The 22,685-nt window shown below is 68.4% G+C and carries 1 protein-coding gene; it reads right to left on the bottom strand.

The window, feature by feature from the left end:
- Positions 1-22,685: hypothetical protein (locus tag G406_RS57870; protein ID WP_037078057.1), on the bottom strand; the 22,685-nt coding region annotated here is incomplete at both ends.

Genomic DNA, 22,685 nt, shown 5'->3' with positions numbered 1-22,685 from the left:
CGCCGATGTCGGTCGCGGACGCGGCGGACACCAACAGTGCGTCGGCATGTGTGGCGGCGTGCGCGACGTCGGGTACGGCGAGCAGCCCGAGGGCCACAAGGCCGAACCCGGCGAACACCGTCGCGGCGATGCGTCCCGGTGAGGTAGCACCGGTGTCGGTCGTTGCCGTGCGCAGTGGCGGCGACCGCCCCCGAGCCGCCACAACCGGTGGACTGACCTCATCGGCCCCGGCACCGAAGAACCGATCGTTGACCGAAGCGTTCACCGCATCCCCGGTGAGCGGTACCTCCCCACTGAGCTGGATGTGGGTGGCTGGGTCGGTGAGGGGGTCTGCGTAGTCGGGGTCGGGGGCTTGTAGCCAGCGGTCGAGGGTGGTCCGGCGGACTCCGGCCAACCCGGCCACCACAACAGGCTTGTGGCCTCGGGCTACTTCATCTCGGGCCAGTCGCCACCGGGCGTCCTCGAGCTGGGCGAGAGTCAACCCTCGGGGATCTTTCCCGACCGCGATCTGGTTGACGATCAAATTTCCGACCCGGACGAATCGCTCACTACCCGCATCGACCTGTGCCAGTGCCTTGGCCAGTCGTTCCGGATCGATCCCCGAAGCGGCGAGCTCGGCGACACTCAACGCGACCGCTTCCCGCGCCGCGAACACCGAATACAACGGCCATTCCGCGCGAACCCGCCTGATACCCGCGACCGTGTTATCCAGCAGCGTCTTCGGGTGCAGCGCCGTGGTCACCACGTTGGTGACGAAGAACCGAATCGAGTAGACGATCTTGCCCAGCGTGGTGATCGGATGTTTGAACACAGTCGACAGGTTCCATTCCCGCCCCGCGTACACCCCCATCCCCATCAACGTCAACACACCGGACCCGAACCGAGTCGCCACGATGTCGGCGAACGCGGCGAGCGGCACACCCAACAACGGCCACAACCCCGACCCGATCACCGTGCCCGAATTGATCGCATCCGCGATCACCTGCGTGGAACCCGCCTCCGCCGCCGAGGTCTCGCCCTCCTCATCAGCGGTCTTGGCCGAATCCACCGAAGCACCCGCCCGCCACGGAGCACCCACCTTCATCACCCACTGCCCGATCCGGGCACTGATCCGCCGCCCGATCCGGGCACCAGCCGACCCGGAGGGTGTCGTGGTGGGGGAGGTCGACGAAGCCGCGGTGGTGGTGGTGTCCGCCCGATCCACCGACGCCCGAGTACCAGGCCGAGTACGAGCCCAGGTACCAGCGGGCATACCCGCCGGGGCCGTCGGCGGAGTACCCCGGATATAAATCAGACCCACCAGAATCGCGCCGGCCAGATTGAGCCCACCCGCGGCCACCGTCAACGACGCATGCCACGTACTGGCCACCTCAGCCGGCTTGAAGAACGTGGACAGGAACAGGGACGAACCCACACTGATCATCCCCGCGGCCACCAGCCGGACCGCGACCTTATCCAGCTTCTGCCACGCCACCCGCGCCGCGAGCACCGACAACAACACCGGACCCAACCCGAACAAATTGTCGACCGCATCCACATACACCGCGGTCGCCCCCGCGATCACCCCCAACACCACCTGCGAAGCGGTAAACGCAAACACGACCACCGACACCGCCCGCAACAACGACCGCGTCTGCAACCGCTCCCGCTGCGCCTCCCGCAACCCAGCCACCACCGCATCAACATCAATATCGGCGGCAGGCTTGGTGTCAGAGGAATCCACGGACCCCGGCGGCGTGTTCGCCTCCGTCGCACCCACCAACGGCTCCATCGCGGCGTCACCCGCCAGAGGGGTGGTCTCGACGGGGCCATCGTGCACGTCGGTGCGGGTCAATGGGGCACCGGTCCGCACCCGGGTGATCAACCCGCGCGCACCGAGCAGCGCGACCGTGCCGGTGACGGCGGCCGTCAGCAGCTGAGGCACCGTGCCGTTGAGCTTCACCTCACTCGGTGTGTAGTCGTCCCGAGTGGGACCGTCGTTCTCATCGGGGGACAGCACCGCCTCACCGGCTGCGCTACTGACGGGGGTGGCTCCGTCTCGGCGGTAGACCGCTTCGCCGGTGCGTCGGCTCGGGATCCGCAGTGCACCGTTGGGGGATGCGTGGATCACGTTGCCCTTGGTGGTGGCGGTGATCGCTCCTTCGAGGGTGCGTGTCATGAAGTCTTCGCGTGGCGGATACATGCGGCCGTCGAACTTCAACCCGGGATTCGGGTTCGCCGGCACGCCGCTGTACTCGTCCTCGACCGCCGTCAACGTGTCGTTGAGCTGGGTGACCGCCTGATCGGCGCTCGTCGCCGCGGGCAGCAGGTCGAGTCGTCGGTATACCTCCGCCAACCGCTGACCCAAAGAAAGCGGCTGCCCACTATGAGACACCGGACCGAGACCCGGCGGCGCGTTCGCCGTCTTCGCCCCCACCAACGGGGCCACTACGCCGGCGTGATCGACACCATCCGATATCGCGGTGTGGGGCACCGTCGAGCCGGAACCGCTGAGTGGCCGAACGCCGGATGCGGCGAATGTGGAGGAGTCGCCGTTGAGCGGTGCGCGTAGGAGTGGTGTGACGCCGGTGGGGTTGAGTTCGTGGAGCTCTTCCTCGATCTGGTTGATGAGTTTGTTGTTGGTGTCGATGGAGCTGTTGATCCGGCTCAGGTTTGATCGGAGCCTTCTGCCCTCGGATGCGGCGCGGGCGGCGAGGCTGGGGGAGCCCAGGGTGAATCTGACCAAGGGCAGGAGTCCTTGTTTGGTCCAGTACGTGGATTCGGGTCGTGAGGTCGCGAGTTGGAGCTCGAAAACGCGTTGCAGTTCCTGTTTCAGCCAGGCGGCTTCTTTCTGTAGGTAGTCGTTCGCGGCGCGGATGCGGTTGCGGGCGCCGGCGAGTTCGATCCAGTGGCGCGCTTCGGCGCGAATCCGGAACCGGGTGTGGGCCTCGCGGAGGAAACTCAGCAGCGAGGTGGGGGTGAGGGGGGCCAGTTGTCTACCGAGACCTCGAACGATCCGGCCCACCTGCCGGGAGGGCCCTTCGATGAAGTGGAACTCGTGGGCGACGCCCTTCCACACAACGACGGCTTTGACGATCGAGATCCGTAGTTCCAGCAGGTTGCCGTCCATGCCGGGCAGGCCGATACCGATACCGATCTGGAAGTACAGGAACGCGCGGAACAGGTTCTGCACCCACAGGGTTCCGTCGTGGGCCAGCGCCCAGTTCACGGTGCGGGCCCAGGGATGCCAACCGCCACCCAGATGTGGGGTGGGAACCATCGGCACCACGTTGTAGCCGGTGAACCACCACGGGAAGAAGATCGCGTCGATCCGGATCCACGGCCAGGTGAACGACAACGCGGAGCGGGGATACAGGAACCATCCCCAGATCCAGGACGAACGGATCTTCTCGGCCGGGCGGCGCAGCGAGTCCTCGCCGGGACCGCCCGAGATCGCCACCGACGCCTTCGCCTCGATCTTGGGCAACCACCCGTGCGGGCCGTCCAGGATCGTGACCTTTGCCGAGGCGACCTCGATGACCAGGAGCGCGAACTGACCGGCCGGTTCCCACCACCGGCTCCACACCCAGGCCTTGAATCGGGTCCAGGCGTTGGCCAGGTCTGCCCACCTCCACGTCCGCGGCAGCACCCCGCGCAATGTGTGCGGGTTCGTTTGCAAGCTCGACTTCGACAACGCCCGGATCGCCCGTGCAGCCTTCCGCGCGGCCTTCTGTTCCCGATATTTCTGCAGGTCCGGTGGACGCAGCAGCCGCAAATGCGGGAACCCCTGCACCTCGGAAGTGACCTCCTGGCCGCGTTCCGAGCCGAACTGATGATCCGCCCCCGCATCGATTGCACGCTGGACGAACGAGAAGTACAACCGCAGCTCGTACCAGAGTTCGAGGCCGAACCGCCGACCCGACCGCACTTGCGGAGCAGCCGGCTCTGCTTGCCCTGCCGCGAACTCGACCGCACCCAACGACCGGGCCGCTTCGACCGCGCGCCCATACCTTGCTTCCGCGGCCGCCAACCGGGCCGCCGACTCCGCCGTCGCCGACCGCGCCGCCGCCAACACCGCGTCATGGGCCTCGACGTGGGTGTGCAACCCGACACGGCTCAACATCCGCTCCGAGTGCACCGCCGCGGCTACCTGAGTCGGCAGCCCCACCAGGGCGTCCACGGCCGCCTTGGCGGCGGAACGGCCCAGCCGGTCCGCCACCACCTCGGCGGGCAACTCCAACCCAGCGGCCAACCCTTGGCTGATCTCACCGGGAGTCGACCCCAACCCGGCCAACCCGGCCGCCAACCCACCGACCCATCCATCCCGAGCGGTGAACTCGGCCCGCGCTGCCGCCAGCACCGTCGCGGCCGCAGCGACTACCTCACGCGCCCGAGCACGAGCCCGAACCTGACTCTGGATGAAACGGACATCGACTCGGGTCGACGGCAGCCGCGGACCCGACATCCCCATGTGATCCAAGAACCGGAACCACCCCTCACCCAGCGCTCGCACCACTCCACCGGCAGCAATCGGTACCGCACCGCCGCTCAGCGTGCGGACTCGCGTCCCAGCGTCCGGACTCGTCCCGCTGCGCGGTGTTTCGCCGTCGAGGGTGCGCGGCGTCTGTCCGGACAGCCCGGTCGTGGCTGGGCGCACGACACCGCCATCCAGCGGCGGCACCGGAGTATCGCCGGAGAGCGGGGCCCCGTCGGGCAGCGCGTCTAGTAGCGCGTGCACGGCGGCCCGTTCTCGGTCAGTGATGCCGAGCGTCGTGAGCAGGGCGTCGAATCGGGTGAGACTCATCCCACGGAGCTGGCTGAGGCCGGGGACGTAGTCCTCGGTGAGGGCGTGGGCGACCAGCACCTTGGCCCCGGCCTGCACGCTCGCGGCCGCACCCGGGCCAGCGAGCCGTTCAGCCAGGGTGCTCAGCGAGGCGCGAGGGGAGTCCAGGCTGGTCGCCGAGGTCAGGTTCGCGTCGGCGACCAGCTGAGCCAGGTAGGTGTCGCTCAGGTAGAGGCCTTGGGTGTGCAGCAAGACACGCAGCTCGTTGGCGGCGATATCTCGGTTGGCCCGGACGAGGTCGGCGACGATCTGGGGCAGCTTGGCGACCAGCCGCCTGGCGTGCGTGACGAAGCTGTTGATCACCTCCGGTCCGAGCTGGTCTAGCTCATCGTCCTGGAACGATCCCCGGACGGTGACGGTGGCCAGGTCTCCGGCGGCGTCGATACCGGGGCCTGCCGTCGGTGCATTGCCGCCCAGTGGAGTGCTGCCAGTGCGCGACTGCGGTCCGACCAGGCTGGTCGGTTCGTGCCCGGTCTTGTCGGCCAGGTAGGGGTCGCTCAGGTCGGTCGTCGTCGGCTCGACCGTCGCGGGCACGGCGATTTCCTGGCTTGACCACAGCGTGCCCGGAGCCGTCGTCAGGGCGGCCGGGATCGCGGTGGAGGATTCAGGGCCACCATGAGCGATGGCCAACCCGGCCGCGATGGCGAGGGTGCCACCGAGGAACCGGCCGAACACTCGGCGGAACCGGCTCGACGGCGGGTCCTTGTTCCCCGGTGACGGGTTCACGGCCTGGCGGCCGCCGCCTGCCGTGTCGCTGGTCGGCACGCCACGGTCGGAAACCGTTGATGCCGTGGCCGTGGGTGTGGCGTCGGTACTGCCCGCGGCGCCGATCCCCGGCTCTGCTCGGACCACGACCTGGATCGGCCTGGGGAGGTAGCGGTGCGGCATCGAGCGCCGGCCTGCCGGTGCCGGGTTCGCCGCTGTCGCCGGGCGGCCAGGGTCGGCCGCGCGCCGTGTCGCCGCGCCCTTCGCCTCGGCAGCCATGAGGGTGGCCAGCGACTCGACCGTGATCACGTGCAGTCCGTTATGGCTCTCGCCGAGGACCGACCCGATGATCAGGCCGTCATCGCGGACCACCGGGGCGCCCCGATTGCCCACCATCGGCGCGGGGGTGTCGACGGTGACCGCGTCCACCTGCCGCGCCGAGTCTCCGGTTTGAATGGTCAGCTCACCGATCGCGGTGACCCTGGCCTGCCACGCGTTGAGGATTCCCCGCTCGTCGTAGCCGAGGACCCAGGTGTCGCCACCGCGCTCCAGCTCGCGCTCGAGCTCGTCGGCGGGGACGAAGTCGACCGGCCGGGCGGCGGTCTCGGCGGTCAGCACGGTGAGTCCGCTGACCGGATCGTTGATCGCCACGCCGGCAGGCACGATCTCGTCGCTGCCCCTGGACTGCACGAGTATCCGACCCGACGGCCGGAGCCAGGGGAGCGCCAGCACGGTGTCCGGTTCGACGACGACCCCGGTGGACTGGTAGCCGTCCTTGTCCTCGGCGTCGAACGTGTGCACCAGCACGACGGACGGCAGCATCGACCGGACCCGCGCGGGTAGTTGCGTGCTGTCATCTCTGATCTGGCGGTAGCGCGTCGGCGTACTGCCGTTCAGCGGGGTGTCACCGGCGGCGGAGTGCGGGGTCGGTGTGGTGGTGTCCCTGCGGGTGGACTGATCCTGCCCGGCTAGCCGTTTGCGGATTTCGCGCTGCAGCGGCGCGTATTCGGGGTGGTCTTCGAGCCACGTCACGAACCTGGACCAGTCCCACACGTTGTCCGGCATGTCGTCTGTCGCGTTCAACGTGCGGGTGTACTCCACCGTTGCCGCCACCAGACCGAACGCCGCCTGGATCTCCTGCGGGTCCAGGGAACTCGCGAACACCCGCACCTCGAAGGTGTCGTCGTTCTTGGTGTTGATCGCCTCGTGTCGCGTCCAGCCCTTGGCTCCCTGCGAGTACTGCCGGAGGGTGGACGGATCGGGGCTGCGGAATCTCGCCCACTCGTCGGACTCCCGGCGGGCGAGCTTCCTGATCTGGTCGGCGTTGGAGTACCAGAACCTCAGCCAGCGGTAGCTGTGTTCGGCGGAGGAGAATGCGGCGCGGCTGACGTGGACGTGCATGCCGGTCTTGCGAACGCTGGCCCCGCCGCGCTTGAGCACGTCGAGCATGGCCCAGGGGAACGCCTCCATCATCCGGGCATAGGACAGCGGGTGGGTGATGACCTCGATACCAGGGGTGATCGACGGGTCTTCCTTGACGTAGCCCACGCCGCCCAGGTGCTGGACGGCTGCCTCGACGTTGCGCACCAGCTTCCGAATCGGGAATCTGAACTCCAATTCGAGACCCAGGAACAGCGGTCCGATGCCCTGGAATCTCGGCGTGATCAGGTCATCGTGCGCATGGATGAGGTTCCGATTACGGAGCTGGGCGAAAGTCAGGTAGTCAAGCGAACCGCGGCGCGTGGAGAACTTGGTCGACCAGATTTCCCAGCCCACGAATCCCAGCACGGCCGGCGGCGCGATCACTGCCAGGATCCGGAGTAGGACGCCGCCCATGCTGCTGTACTGGCTGGGGTCGCCGCCGTATTGAATCCAGTCCCATAGTCCGGTGAGCCACGACGAATTCCCGGGGTCGGTCGCGGTCGCCAGCAGTGCGTCGGTATGGGGGGCGGCGTGTGCGATGTCGGGTGCGGTGAGCAGCCCGAGAACCGCCAAGCCGAGCCCGGCGAGCAGCGTCCGGCCGGTCGGCATCTCCCGCCGAGCCGAACCGACCTTCGACGGTTCGTCCGGCGTCTCGCCGTTCAGCGGGGCGATGCGGTTCTCCGCCGGGCCGGCGGCTGGGAACCGGTGCCAGCCGGAGTTGTCGAGGTAGTCCCACAGCTGATCGATGAGGCGTTCATACTCAGCGCGACGGTCCTGGTCGGATACCCGGCTGAGCATCGCCTCGGCCAGCAGCGACGCGGTCCGGGCAGCTGGCGTGTACGAACCCAGTGGGGCCAGCCGGGCAACCGCCGTTGTGAGCCGCTGCGCCTGGGCCCACGGCGGGGCAGCTGGAATTCGCTCGGCGACGTCGGCCCGCGCCTTGCGCAGCCGCTGGGTCAACGTGCTCTCGGTCAGTTGCGATGTACCGCCACCACGCAGTTCGTCCAGCATCTCGGCCAACCAGGTGGACGGCAGGGTATTGCTGACCGTCAGAGCGGCGACCCATCTGAGTGGCTCGGCGGCAAGGACGATCGAACCTCGGTCGACAACGGCGATCCCGTATCTCAGGTCAGTGTGGCCACTCGCCCGCAACGCGCGGATGGGTGCGATTCGAACGTGGTCGGGGTTCACCTGACCGCGGACCAGCTCGCGCTCGATCGGGGAGAAGTCTTGCCACCTTCTCCAGGTTCGTTGCAGCTCAGGTGCCGTGTCGACGGTGTCCCGCTGGATGGTGGGGCCGGGTTCGGAGGGGGCCGGCCGAGGTCGCGGGACGGTGGGCACGCGCTGGGCGGCTCGGCCGGCCACTATCTGCAATACACGCTGGGCACGCTCGGTCGGGTCGGCGATCCGGGCGACTTCGGCGATGGTGGGCCAGTCGCCGAATCGACCCTCGAGGCTGCTCCCCCACGGAATGCGCACGTTCGGGTGAGAGGCTCGCCAACTGTCATAGGTGAGCCGGGTGAAGGCGCGCCTGTGCTGGGCCGCGCCATGGGCCGCATCCTCGATGTCCACCCATGCGATCGCGGCGAAGTCGGCCAGTTCGGCCGGCGTGTAGCCGCTACTCGACGTGAGTCGGTCTACCAGGGCGTGCAGCATCGCTGTGGTGTCGCGTCCGCTCGGCAGCCTGACCGGCGTGGGTGCGGCGGGGCGCGCGGACGGGACCGGAGTCCGCGATGCGGCTGCGGGGTCGGCCCAGTAGCCGGCCGCCCAGTCGGCTCGTTGGTCGCGGGTGCGGCTCAGCAGCTGTCGAGCGGTGGCCAGGCGCGTAGCGGAATCGGGGATCGCGGCCAGCGCCCGCAGCGCCGGCCACGGACCCCAACGATTGTTCAGGCTCTGCGGTGACGGGTACCAGCTCTTGGCGTCTTCGGCCCGCATGCGGGCTGCCCACTCCTGGTAGTTATCGAAGGTCACCCTGAGCCCGGCCGCGGCAAGCTCCTCGGCGGCCACGATCAGGGCGTCCAGCGCTCGCTGGTCCTCGGGATTCCACCGGGTGTGGGCGGCGAGCCGATCCGGTACGGGCAAGGACAGGGGCAGACCGTTGCTGTTGCGCTCGAGCAGTTTCCCGAGCTTGGCGATCAGGTCGTCATCGACGGCCTCGAGTACCGTCGCCCGGACGGGCTCGTGCGCAGGTAGCCTCCGCGCGCGGGTTCGCAGGTTCCAGGCGGTGATCAGCCACACCGCGGTATCGACCGGTTCGGCGCTCCAGCCGGCGCGCGCTTCGAACTGTTCGGCCAGATTCCGTGCCTTGGACTCGAGCGCCGAACGGCTCAGCCCGGAGTTGACCGCCACGGCCCGCTGCCAGGCGGCCGCCAGCTCGCGGTCGAGCGCCACGGCGGTGTTCTGGCCGTCGGGGGCACCGGCAAGGCGGCGTTCCAGCAGGCCCAGCGCCGAATCCAACCAGGCGATGTCCAGCATCTCTGCGTTGGCCAGGGCAATAGCTCGCCACAGCGGCTCGGCGACCAGCCCGGTCAAGCCGTCTCCGGCGATCCCCGTGAAGCTGAAGCCGAACAGTGCATCCGTGAGAGAGTCCGCGATCCCGGCGTCGCGGAGCCGGCCGCGGTTCACGACCCGCACCCGCTCGGCCCGCTCCTGGGAATAGCCCGTCAATCGGATCGCCGACTTCGGCAGGCGCGCCCCGTCCGCCCACAGCGTCCGCATCACCGGGGCGGGCAACGTCCGCTGGCCCTGCTGGGATGACCCACCGAAGGCCCACACCACAGGCGGGCTGGAACCGGACAGCTCGGCGACATCGCCGGAGCTCCGGGACGCGGGTGCGGCAGTAGCACCCGCCGGCGTGCTCAGGTCGACGCTGAGTGGGTTGAGAGAGCGGTGCAGGACAACGGTGTCGACCATCGTGCCGGGCAGGTACTCGATGCGTGCGGCGAGCTCGGCCGTGTCGAGGTCTTCCCGCACTCGCGCGGGCTCGACCGACGAGGCGGCTGACTGCTCCCGGCGAGCGTGCTCGGGGAACACGTGGCGCAGATAGGCGGCGCGGGTGGCCTTGGCCTGTTCTCCGGACGCCCACGTCGTGATGACCGCGATATCACCGTCCGCCGCGAGCCCGCGCCACGTGGACAGCGGGTGGTCAAGGTACGGATAGACGTTGAACGTGAAGAGCCACAGCGTCGGTGTGGCGGGCAGCTCGGTCGAATCCACCTTGTCGAAGGGTTTCCGGATGACCGTCGGCGAGCGTCCCGCACCCTGCGCATCGAGGAGATCGGGTGCCAGCGGATCGATGACCACGAAGCCACCGAAGCGGGCTGCCACCTCGGTGAGGTGCCCGACTGCGGCACCGCCCACGACGACCAAGGACCACGTGGCCGGATCCGACAGCCGAGACGCCATCTCATCGACCACTTGTGTTTCTTCGGTGTGGAAACCCTCGGCGAGTGCGAGCGCTCCACCCTCAGCCATGCGCCGGTAATCCAGCGGTCGCATCGCGCGTGAGGGGCCGTCGGGCAGGGTCTCGCCGTCAAGGGTGCGCGACGCGGACGACTGACTACCCACCGAGGGTGGAGTGCCCGACAGCGGCGCGGCCGCATCGCCGGCTGTGGCGGTGCGCGCTGTGCCGGCGTGGGGGCTGCGTAGCGGGTCGATGTAATCGGGGTCCAGGTACACGTATCCGGCCAGAGTCTCCTCACCGACTCCGGCCAACCCGGCCAGCGAGCTCAACTTGTGGCCCCTGCGCGCCTCATCGTGGGTCAGCCGCCACCGGGCCCGTTCCATCTGGGCAAGGGTCATACCTCGGGGGTCTTGCCCGACCGCGATCCGGTCGACGATCAGGTCCCCGACCCGGACGAACCGCTCACTACCGGCATCCACCTGAGCCAGTGCCTTGGCCAGCCGCTTCGGGGGGATCCCCGAGGCGGTGAGCTCGGCGATACTCAACGCGACCGCTTCGCGCTGACGGAAGACCGAATACAACGGCCATTCCGCGTGAATTCGCCGGATCCCCGCGACCGTGTTGTCCCACAGCGTCTTCGGGTGCAACGCCGTGGTCACCACGTTGGTGACGAAGAACCGGATCGAGTAACCGATCTTGCGCAGTGTGACGATCGGGTGTTTCACCGCGGTCAGCAGGTTCCATTCCCGCCCCGAGTACACCCCCATCCCCATCAACGTCAACACCGAGGATCCGACCCGGGTCGCCACGATGTCGGCAAACGCCGCGAGCGGCACACCCAACAACGGCCACAACCCGGACCCCACGACCGTGGCCGAATTGATCGCATCCGCGATGGCCTGAGTGGAACCCGCCTCCGCGGTCGATGTCTCACCCTTCGACTCGGCCTCATCCGGATCAGTCGTCTTGGCCAAATCCGCCGCGGCTCGAGTACCAGGGCGGACACGGGCCCAGGTACCCACCGCCATATCCGCAGGGGCCGCGGGCGGAGTACCGCGCAGATAGGCAAGGCCCACCAAGATCGCGCCCGCCAGGTTGAGCCCACCCGCGACCACCGTCAACGACGCATGCAACGTACTGGCCTGCTCGGCCGACCTGAAGAACGTGGACAGGTCCAGGGCCGAACCCACCGACATCATCCCCACGGCCACCGTGCGCACCGCGACCCGATCCAGGTTCTGCCACGCCACCCGCACCGTGGCCACCGACAGCAACACCGGGACCAACCCGAACAGATTGTCGACCGCGTCCACATACACCGCGGTCGAACCCGCGATCCACCCCAACGCCACCTGCGAGGCGGTGAACACGAAAACGATCACCGACACCTGCCTCAACAACGACCTGGTCTGCAACCGCTCCCGCTGTACCTCCCGCAAATCAGCAGCTGGGTCGGTGCCGGCGTGGGGTGTGTCACCGGACAGTGCGGTGGCGGGGTAGGCCAGGGCGCCCGCGCGTTCGGTGTAGGCGTCGGCGAGTCGGTGGTCGTAGCCCACCCGGCCGGCGACCGCGCTCAAATTCCAGTCGGTGGTGTCGGACAGGGCACGGAGGTAGGGGACCTGGGTCCGCCGGTGCCGGGCGCCCTCGCGGTAGGCGGTAGCGAACTCGCCCGGTTCCACGACCTCGCGTTTGCGCCCGTCGACACCGATGGGGTCGGCGCGGGTGACGTCCATCCCCAACCTGCCCAGCACCTCCCGCACCTGGTCGGCCTCGCGTTGCGCCTCGACCGGGCCGATCCCCTCGGCGAATGAGATGTGTAGCTGCCCTCCGCGCAGCAACGCGGCCACCGCGTCGGCCAAGGTGTCACGGGCGAACGAGGTGTAGTTCGCTACCCGGACCTCATCGAAGTACGCCGAGGGCGGGCCGGCCTTCGGGGTCTTGGCGGCGTCCAGACTCAGCCGGTAGCGGTCCCCGCCCACATATTCGACGACACCCTCAACGATCGGTGAGGCCAACAGCCCGGCATTCAGCCACCACGCGGTCACCCACGGCGCGGTCTTCAGTGCCTCGCGCAGTGCCGTGGTCGAGAGCCCCAGCGGGGACAACCCCAATCGCCGGGACAGTGCGTGCGGCCCCAGACCCCGGCCGCGACGGTACAACTCGTCAAACGCCCGCGACGCGATCACCGCCGTCAAGAAGGGCAGCGGCCGGCCGGTCGGATTGAACGCCTCGGCGAACAACGCCGCCAGTTCCCCAGGCGAGAGCAACTGCTCCAACTCCCGCTCCACCACCCGAGGCAACTCCACATGACCGCCGTGTTCGGCCAGCAACACCCCGACAGGCACAGCCAGTTCTTCGTGGCGGCGCACACTCTGCATCCTCGGTAGCGGCGCCGATGTCCCCGACTCCCGCCACCACCGGACGAACAACCGCGAATCAGTCGTCTCGAACCCCCGAGACGCCGCCAGAGCCTTACCCAACCTCCACAACTCGAGCTGACCCAACGGCAGACCCGATAGCTGAATCCCACGCAACCCCGGCACCGACCCGGAAAGGTTGACGGCGTCGCCGGCAGGTGCCCTGATCGGCGCGGTACCCGGTGTGGCGGGTGTTTCGGCAGGCGCGGACGTCGATGCGGCTGTCACACCGGACAGCGGTCGGGCCGGTGAACCGGGGTGGACCAGGCTGACGTTCCACAGCTCGTTCTCGGGGGTTGAGCGGAAGTCTTCGGAATGGACGTAGGTGTCCCAACCGTCTTCGATCTGTTGCAGCAGATCGGACACGGTGTCGGCTGCGCCCACAGGGTGTACCGCGCGGGACTGGGCTCGTTCCGCCCGCTGCCGGGCCTGATCCAGATGGAATGCCCGGCGGTCCAGACTGCCCAGCCCGGACCACTCACTCGCCTTCTCCCTGGCTCCGGCATGGTGGTGCAGGAGGTCGGTTCCGAGCTTGCCGCTACGCGCCGCGGTGTCTGCCCACTCCAGGTCTTTCTCCAATATCAGCTGTGACTGCCTGTCCGGTAGCCAGACGAGCCGGGCATCTCCCGCCAGCACGAACTGCCCGAGCTGCTGCCTCAACTCCTCGACGGTTGACATGCCGTAGATCTCGGGTGATTGATGTAGCAGCTCGATGAGAATCATCGGCAACGTTGAGTCCGGGCGCAGGTATCGACTTGCCACGTCGAAATCGGTCGAGTACTTCAGATAGTTGTATTCGTCGTACTCGTTGCCAAGGCTGACGATGATTTCATTGCCGATGGTGGCTGCGTCATAGTTTCCGAGCGACGCATGCAGGACGAGTTCTGTCGCCATCCAGTCATAGACATCCGCGAGCCGGACAGGACTGATCCTGCCTAGTCCGAGTGGTGCGCCACGCAGGTAGCTGCTCAACTCGAAGAGTTCGCCCCTGCTGATTACTTCACGAGACCCGGGTAGCCACCCACGGAGTCGTTTGGCGCGCACCGATTCGCCGGCAGTGGCCAGCACCGGCTGATGAGTGAGCCCGCCCTGCAGCTCCGCTTGGATCGCTCCGTTCACCGACCACAGTGACGAAACCCGCCAGTTCTCCGACCCCCGACGCTTCACCACCTTCAGCTGCCCGGTGTCGTCCCGCATCTGCATCACTTTGTCTCGGCCGTTGTCGAGGTCCGATCTCAGGGTTCGGATGTGACGTAGCCCGGTAACTCGATGGAGCCGCACTCCTCGGGGCGCCGACCCACTCAGCTCAACAGCCGCTGACCGGCCTGAAATCCGCGGATCCACCCCGGCCCCGTGACGGGTTGGGGTAGAAGCCGCCGAGGGTGATGTGCCCGGTAGCGCGGCCGGGGCGGGTGATGTGACGGTGTTGTCGTGGCCGTATTCGGGGTCGACGTAGCCAGGGCCAGGTGCGTTGGTCTTCGTGGTTGTGGTCGGGGCGTGTGTGGTCAGCCTGGGGCCGAGGCGGGTGGTGAGGAGTGCGGCGGACAGACCGATCGCGGTGGCGGTGACAGCGGCGGTGACAGCGGTGGCGAACAGCGCAGTGAAGGTGGCGGCGCCCGCGGTGAGGGTGGCCAGCAGGATCCGTCCAGGGGTGCCCTGGTGCCACAGCTGGGGCAGGGTGTGGGTGTTGTCGAACAGCTCACCCGCGCGGCTGAGCAGTCCGGGTAGCCCGGTGCGGGCCTCGCGGTGGGCGCGGTCAGCGATGGGTTGGGGTTCGGCTACCGCGTGCGTGGGGATCCGGTCGTGGTCGGTCCAGTCCAGGGAGTTGCGGGTGTCGGGGTCTACCAGCGCGGCCAGGTCTCTGGCCGTCCGGCGGATCGTGGTGAACTCGCGGTAGGCGTCGTCGAATTCGGCCTGTGGCACCTTGGCCGCCTCCCCGGCGCCGAGCAGGGCAGCCCAGGCGTCGGCCACGTCGCGGCGGGCCTGTTCAGCGGCGAGGTAATCCGCTGTCTTCGCCTGGTGCAGCGCGCGCAGCGGGGCGAGGCCCGCACCGGCATGCGCCAGCCCCACCAGTGCCTGGGCCAGCTCCCTCTCGATGCCTTGGACCAGCTCGCTGTTGTCCGCCTCCAGCGGGACGGTGCCCGTGCGGCCGGCCGTGACGTGGCGATGCCAGCCGGGGAACGTGGCGGCGATTCCCGACAGCACGTCGACCGGCACGTCGAGGCCACTGGAATTGGCGACCCGATTCCCGACCTTGACCAATACCGCGTCGAGCCTTCCCGGTTCGACGACCGCTACCAACCGTGCAAACAGCCCCCGCAGCTCCGGGTCGAGCGGAGTGATCCGCGACTCCCACGCCGCCGCCCACTGTCGGCGTGTCTCGCTCCACTGCGCGGAGCGCGCCGCCCCGACCGAGACAGCGTGATCGCGCACCGCTTCGGCGGCCCGGAGAACGGAATCAGCCTGACTCAACGCCGGGGCGTTCGCCTCGATCCGACGCTGCACCCGAGCCACGGCATCAGCGGCGAATCCGTCCTTGATCCCGGCGAGTACGCCGACCCGCGCGCTCGCCACCTGCGCCGACTGCCGCACGCGCTTGATCAAGCCTGAGGCGATCCAGCCTCCGACAACCGCCGAGGACAACGCCGCCGGCATCAGCGGCGACCAATCCAGCAACGACTCCCAACCTGACCCCACACCAGAGAAGACAATCCCCGCAACGACGTCGAGCGGAGTGCTGCCGTTGAGGTCAGTGGTGGCGTTGGCGCGGATATCGAACGCCTCGGCGAGTTGGTAGTCACGGCCCGCGCGAGTGGCGACCGCGGCGAGGTCCCAGCTGCTGGCGTCGGGGATCGCCAGTAGTTCTCGGCGGTGGCTGTGTCGTTGGTCCGCGCCGTCGCGGTAGGCGGTGGCGAACCGGCCGGGTTCGGCGACTCGTCTCTTTTCCGCCTCGATACCGGTCGAGGCGGCGCGGGTGACGTCCATACCCAGCTCGGTCAGCGTCCGCGCCGCCTGCTCGACGACCCCGAGCGTGGCGCCGCCGCTGAACGCGATGTGCAGGCGACCGTCGAGCAGCAGCGCATTCACCACGGCAGGCAGGGTGTCCAGCGCGAAACGGGTGTAGTTCTCGACCCACACCTCATCGAAGTAGGCCGAGGGCGGATCGGTCTTGGCGACCTCGGCGGCGTCGATGCGCAGACTGAAACGGTCATTACCCAGATAGTCGACGGCACCCGCGATGATGGGCGGGGGCAACGGTCGGCGACCCAGCAATAGGCTGTTCGTCCACGGCGAGGTCCGAAGATCGTCGAAGAGTCGCCCGGTTGACATCCCTAGTGCGGACAGCCCCAGCCGCCGCGCCAAGGTGCGCGGTCCGATACCGCGCCCGCTGGTGTAGAGCAGGTCGAACGCCCGAGACACGGTGATGGCCGCCAAGCTCGGCAACCGCCGACCCGTCGGGTTGAACAGCTCGCTGAAGAACGCCGCCCTTTCCCTGGGTGACAACAACTGGCGCAATTCCTCGGCGACGGCCCTCGGCAGCGTGCCGTGCCCATCTTGCTCGACCGCCAGCACCTCGTCAGGCCAGCCTCTCGAGTCGACCTGGCGCAGGCTCTGCACGCCGTCTGGTAGCGGCAGCCCCGACTCCAATTCCCGCCACCATCGCGCCAACGACCGCAAATCGGTCAGTTCAGATACCTGATTGCGGTTGAGGGCCTGACCGACCCTCCCCACCTGAACCCTGTCCAGCGGCCGTCCGGACAACTGAATCCCACGCAACCCCACCGACGAACCGCTCAACACGATCGCGCCGGTCCGGTCGAGGACGTCCGGCATCGCGGTGTGGTGCCCGGTCGAGTTCGCCGGTGCGATCGCACCCGGTGTGTGTCCGGATGGTGTGCCCCGAGACGTGCCCGAGGATGTCGTTGCCTTCGACGGTGCCGGCGGACCTCGCGCCTGCCCGATCGAGGTCTCGCCATTCACAGTCCCAATGCCTGCCGCCAACGAGGTAGCGCCGATACCACCCAGCTCCCGGACCCGGCCGGCAGGCGACACCGAATCACCGCCGCCACCGTGGACGCTGCCGCGCCCGGCGGCGGTCAGCGGGGATTCACCCTCGGGCACCGATCCGCCGAGTTCCCGACTGTCCGGCAGCTGCGAGCCCGCGCTCAGCTCGGGGCTGGGTCGGGTGATGCTCAGTTGGTAAAGGTGTCCGCCCATTCGGACCTGGTCACCGTCGGCGAGTTCCAGGATTCGGTGCTCGGCGCTGAGGTCCACCAGGTCGAGGTGGAGCCCGTCGGTGTCTGTGGCGACGACCAACACAGCGTGTACCGGAGGCCCTTCCGCCAACCGCACGGTGGCGTTCGGATCGCGCCCGACCAGCGTGTGCGGGCGGGTGATCCGGAGGCGGCGGTCGGTGGTCCGGTCCCACAGGATGACCTGGACGCCGTGCTCGATGGTCGTGGAGACCGTCGCGTCGATGCCACCTGGCGCCAGCGCGATCAGCGTTTCGGTCGTGCCGGTCGTGTGCGGTTCGGTGAACAGGCGCGGGGACACCCCGACCTCGATGCCGCCTTCTGGCGTCAGCACGATCGACGACGGTGTCAGGTCTGCCTCGATGAACAGCCGCGAGGAGTTGACCGCGGCCTGGAACAACGCCTCTCGGGACCGGCCCAGCCTCGCCGCGAGGTCGGTGAGGGTGGCGAACTTCGCGCCGCCGTCGGAGGGCAGACCCGTCAGCAGCTCGACGATTGCGATCTCGTTCACCAGCTGTGCCCGCAGCGCCGGCCGGGCCTGACCGGTGGCGGTATACAGATCGTCCCGCCCATAGAACGGGCGGGTATCAGAGCCGACCGGATACATGTTGCGCAACATGCTCAGGCCCGGCGACAACCGTGCGGTCACGATGTCGAGTCGGGTCGCCGGCCGCCCGTCGCCAGGCAGAACGCCGATCGGTCGGTCGTAATGGACGCGATGGACCTGCAGCGCGCCCTCGGTTTCCCAGCGGCCCCGCGCCGGCCACCCCTCCCTGAGCAGAGTGACGAGCTCACTGATCCGCTCGCGGCGCTGTTCCGCGTCCTCGATGTGCGTCTCCTGCCCGGACAGGGACGGCAGCCCGGCGAGGACGTCCCACAGCCCAGCCCAGCCGACGGCGCGGGGATCGTCGGAGAACCGAGGCCCGCCGTGCGCGGCACCCACCACCAGCCGACCACCCACCGGGTGCACCCCGGGGAGTTCGAGCAGCCCGCTAGCGCTGAGCACGAGACCGTTGTCCACCACCTCGTGCGGGACAGCGATCACCACCGGCTGACCACCACGCTCAGCGGAGATCAACGAGGTCGACCGGTCGATGGCCCTGACCAACGCGCCGCGCCGTACACCCAGCAGTCGCCTGGCCAGGTCGCCGCGGTCGGTGTTCAGTCGCTCGGTCAACTCACCGAGCGGCATCCACTCCACACCCTGGTCCCGCAGCTCCTTGACCACGCGTTGCACCAGCGGGTGCTGGTTGCCGGGCGCAACGGCCCCGTTCAGTGGGGTGACGCTGTCGGGTTGGGCGTGGTCGACGCGGCCGGACAGCTCGCGGGTTCCGGGGCCGAACGCTGGGTCTAGAGCGATCAGCGGGTCCACCGCTCCTGAACGTCTACGCTGCTCGGCGCTGTCACCGGACGACCTGGTGACGCCCGTCGAGGTTGTGTCACCGGTGGGGGTGGTGTCGAGTCCGGCGGCTCGTTGGTCGTCGAGGAACTTGTCGATCGCTTGGACGCCGACGGCGATCAGGGCATCGACGTACTCGCCGCTGTCCGGGTAGGGGTGGTCGGAGCCGGTGCCCTTCGCCACGCCGACCAGCGACTGATGTGCCCCGCCGTTCGGGCCGATCATGGTCACCACGAGGGGGGCGCCGATGACTCCGCCGCGGCTGAAGCCGAGGAACGGGTTGCGGGCGATCGCCAGGTCGGTGGGCTCCTCGAGGGAGCGTGTCGTCGTGCTGGGGTTGCGGCTCAAGGCCCAGCCGGCGGTCACCATCGGGTTGCGGTCGCGGTCCAGGATGAACCCGGCGTGGTAGGTGATCCCGTGTGCGGGCGCGAGGTCGTCGGACCGGGAGAAGCTGAGCACAGCGACCGGGCGTGCGAAGGCCGTGCGGCCGTGACTTCTCTGCAGTGGCTGCAGGACCGCGTCCGGGTGCTCGTTGCGGTCGATTCGGACGATCCGCAGCCCGCTGTCCTGGTCGGGCAACTCCGGTAGCGGCTCACCGTTCCAGTGACGTCCGGCGAGCTTGATCCGGATGGCGGTCGCATCCTTGATCAGGTTGTGGTGGGTGAGGATGTAGCCGTACTGGTCGAGTGCCCAGATCAACGTGCCCGCGCCGAGCAGCTCCCCGCTGTGGTTCCTGCTCACCAGCAGCCGGGCGAGGCTGTTCAACCCCGGTACCGGGGTTGAACCGAACTCGGGTGCTTGGATGACGTCGCCGTACGGGTGTGTCAACCCTCGGAACCGGTAGTGGCCTACCCGTTCGTTGATCCGGCGCGTGCCGTGCAGCAGCGAGCCCAGCCCCGTGGGTTGCGGAGCGGCCTCCTGGACCTGCCACTCCGACCAGTTCGGGTGCGCGATGTGGGTGAGCTCGTGCCGCATCACCGCCCGGAAGTCCTTCGGGTTGGTTCTGCGCAGCTCCGTCAACCGCGCGAATCCACCCGTGTCGGTGTAGAGCCAGCCGTCCCACCCGGCGAACAGGGAGTGCCCGAGTAGCCGTCCGTGGACGGGCAATTCGCTCATTCCGCGCAGGGTCGAGCTGTATTCGTTGTTGACCCGGACACCGTTGACACCCGAACGCGCGACCCAGCGTCGGGGCAGCAGGGAGAACTCGGCGACCGCGCGCGCTCCGGTCAGCGCGTCGGTCCAGTTGAGCAGCTGGACGAGCTGTGCCTCGATCGCCCACAGGTTTCGGGGTTGACGTCCGCCGTAGTTCAACGGATCCGACGTCTCGCCGCCCGGGGCTTCAGACGGTGGCGGACCATGGTGCTTGATCAACCACAGGATCTGGGCGCTGACCGCGGTCAGCGCCGCGGCGCTCGCGGTCAGGACCGAGGTAGACGGCAGCAGGTACACGAACCCGTACAAGATCAGCGCAAGTCCTGATGACGCACCCCAGTACCGGCCGCGCGTCTCCGGTGTCCGGTGCTCGGGGTTGCGAGCGGATTTGTAGATGTGGAAGAGGTTGAACGTGGCTTCACCGGTCCAGCTCACGTAGGTGCTCAAGATCAGCACGAGTTGGGTCGGGACCAGGTAGTAGGCGGGCTCGGTGAGCTGGATGGTCATCAGCGGGATGGATGCCAGTGCCCCGATGAACCCCACCACGCTGAGCACGACGGAGAGCTTCTTGCCCTGTTCGGTGAACCTCATCGGGTTCGCACGCTTGAACCAGGTGGCGATCGCCCCCGGTATCCCATTGAGAGCGAACGCACCATTGGCGACCACGAATGCCGCGTTGACCCACCAATCGACACCGTCGAGCGAGGGCATGGCAAGCGTCAGCAGATAGACGTTCATCAGCTGAGCCAGGGGAGCGAAGGTGTTCAGCACCCACGTCCAGCGCCCGACCTTCTCACCGGGAGCCGGTTTGAGCAGGTGGCTGCCCATCACCGAGGGCATCGACCGGAGCTGGTTGATCAATCCGACGACGAGGAAATCGATCATGCCCAGCCACGCGGGCAGCGACAACTGGCCTATGGCGAAATAGGCCGCGGTGAGCCACACGACGGTACCGGCCGACGCGAGCCCGATCGGACTGCGCAACGACTTCCACGCATCGCGCAGCCAGTCCCGGGAATCAGGCCCTCGGATCCAACCCCACGCGTGCTTGATCGAGGTCGCGGTCCTGGCCGCGGGACTCGGCCTGATCGTCCTACCGAACTCATCGGTCGGGGTACGGAAGAACCAACGACCTGCCCCGACCGCGACACCCACCACCAGCGTCTGGCCGACGATCGACACCAACCCGGGCACCACCCCGTTCAACGGAACCTGGCCGGCGCTGACCACTACATCAGGCACTGATCCGTTGAGATCGCGCGCCGTTCCCAGCTCAACCACACCAGGCGAGGCAGTGGAAACAGGTGTCACACCGCCGAGTTCGACATCCTCCTCACCGGTGTCGCGCAGCATGTCCACGACGTCGCGGGAGGTGGGCAGCCGCCGATCGGCGGACTCGTGCTCCCGGGGGGCCAGGCCCAGCATCCGCAGCAGTTCCGTGCTGTCGGGCAGAAGACGATCTCTGTCGTCCGCACGGTCACCGTCACGGCCACCCGACAACTCCCGAGCCGCGACCAGCGGGTCCACCTCTCCTGAACGTCTACGCTGCTCGGCGCTGTCAACGGACGACTTGGTGACGTCCGTCGGGGTTGTGGCGCCGGAGAGCGGGTTGTCGGTGTGGGTGAGGCCGGGTCCGTACATCGGATCGTGGTTGCCGCCGATCAACGGATCTATGGAGTCGGTGGTGCTGGTGTGGTTGTCGGTCGGGGTTTCGTCGGTGTGTGTGGGTGTGTGGGTGGTGGGTGGGGTGGGTCGGTTGATGGTCCAGAGCAGTGCGGCGGTGATGCCCCAGATGGTGGTGGTGACCGAGGCGGCGAGGGGGAGGCCGGTGCCGAGGAAGTGGAGTGCGTAGCCGATGGGTGCGGCGGTGAGCGCGAGGGCGGCGAGGGGCAGGTTGATCAGTTTGTCGTGGGCGGGTGGCCCGGTGTCGGGGGTGGTGGTGGTGGTGAGGTGGTTGGCGAGCCAGAGGGTGAAGGTCAGGACGGTGAGTGCGCTGGTGGTGGCGGCGAGGTAGGCGGGGAAGGGGGCGAGGGAGATGAGGGCGAAGGCGGTGACGGCGGTGAACAGGGTGAGGGCGACGGGTCCGGCGTGGGGTGTGATGTGGCGTCGGTTGAGGCCGGTGGCGATGTTGTGCCAGGCCAGGTAGGCGAATCCGGCGGTGGCGATGCTGATCGCGATGGCGGGTGGATAGTCGCCGGTGGTGAACAGGTGGATGCTGATCAGCGCGGCGGCGGTGGTGATGGTGGGGAACCCGATCCAGCGCACGATGTTGGTGATGGTGTCGGCCAGTCGGGTGCGTAGTGGGTCGGGGTCGGTCGGGTCGGTGGGTGTGGTGGGTTTGGGGGCCCCGGCCCAGGAGTTGAGGGCTCCGGTGTAGTCGCGGGTCAGGAACGCGAGGTCGGCGATGGTGATGATCGCGTTGACCGCGAGGAGTATCCCGGCGGCGGTGGGGATAGCGTGGGTGTGCAGGTTCAGGTTGGTCAGCCAGGTCAGGGCCAGGCTGCTGGCCAGTAGGCGGGTCCAGGCCGGGGTGGGGGCCCACTTGTTCAGGACGCTGAACCAGCCGCGGACCGCGAACGCGACGTAGCCCAACGCGGCGGGCAGCGGCAGCAGCAGCGCGGTCGTCGCCGCGGCCACCGCGCTACCGGCCAACAGACCCAGATCGGTGCGGGTCAACGGGGCACCGGTCCGCAACCGGGTGAGCAACCCGCGCACACCGAGCAGCGCGACCGTGCCGGTGACGGCGGCCGCCACCAGCTGAGGCACCGCGCCGTTGAGCTCTACCTCACCCGGTGTGTGACCGGATCGCGTGTCCCGTGACGCATCAGCGTCTGGTGCGCCGTCGCCGCGCGGTCGGAACTTCTGGTGGAACTCGTTGTTCAGTGCCGCCCGCTGGGCGTCGCTGAGCGGCGGGGTCGTGGAGGTCGCCCGCCCGGCCAACTCCCGTAGCGCGGCATCCGAGAGCCGTGGCCGGTTCCGCGCGGCCCACCAGAGTCGGAAGCCCGCGTAGACCAGCCCGCCCAGCCCGGCGACCACCGCCGACACCCCCAGTAGGACCCCGCGCATGCTGGGCAACTGGCTGGGATCGCCGATGTCGGTCGCGGACGCGGCG

Origin of the sequence: Actinospineispora spinosispora DSM 44797, assembly GCF_000429025.1 — a bacterium.
Taxonomy (GTDB): domain Bacteria; phylum Actinomycetota; class Actinomycetes; order Mycobacteriales; family Pseudonocardiaceae; genus Pseudonocardia; species Pseudonocardia spinosispora.
This window is presented reverse-complemented; position numbering and strand designations above follow the sequence as displayed.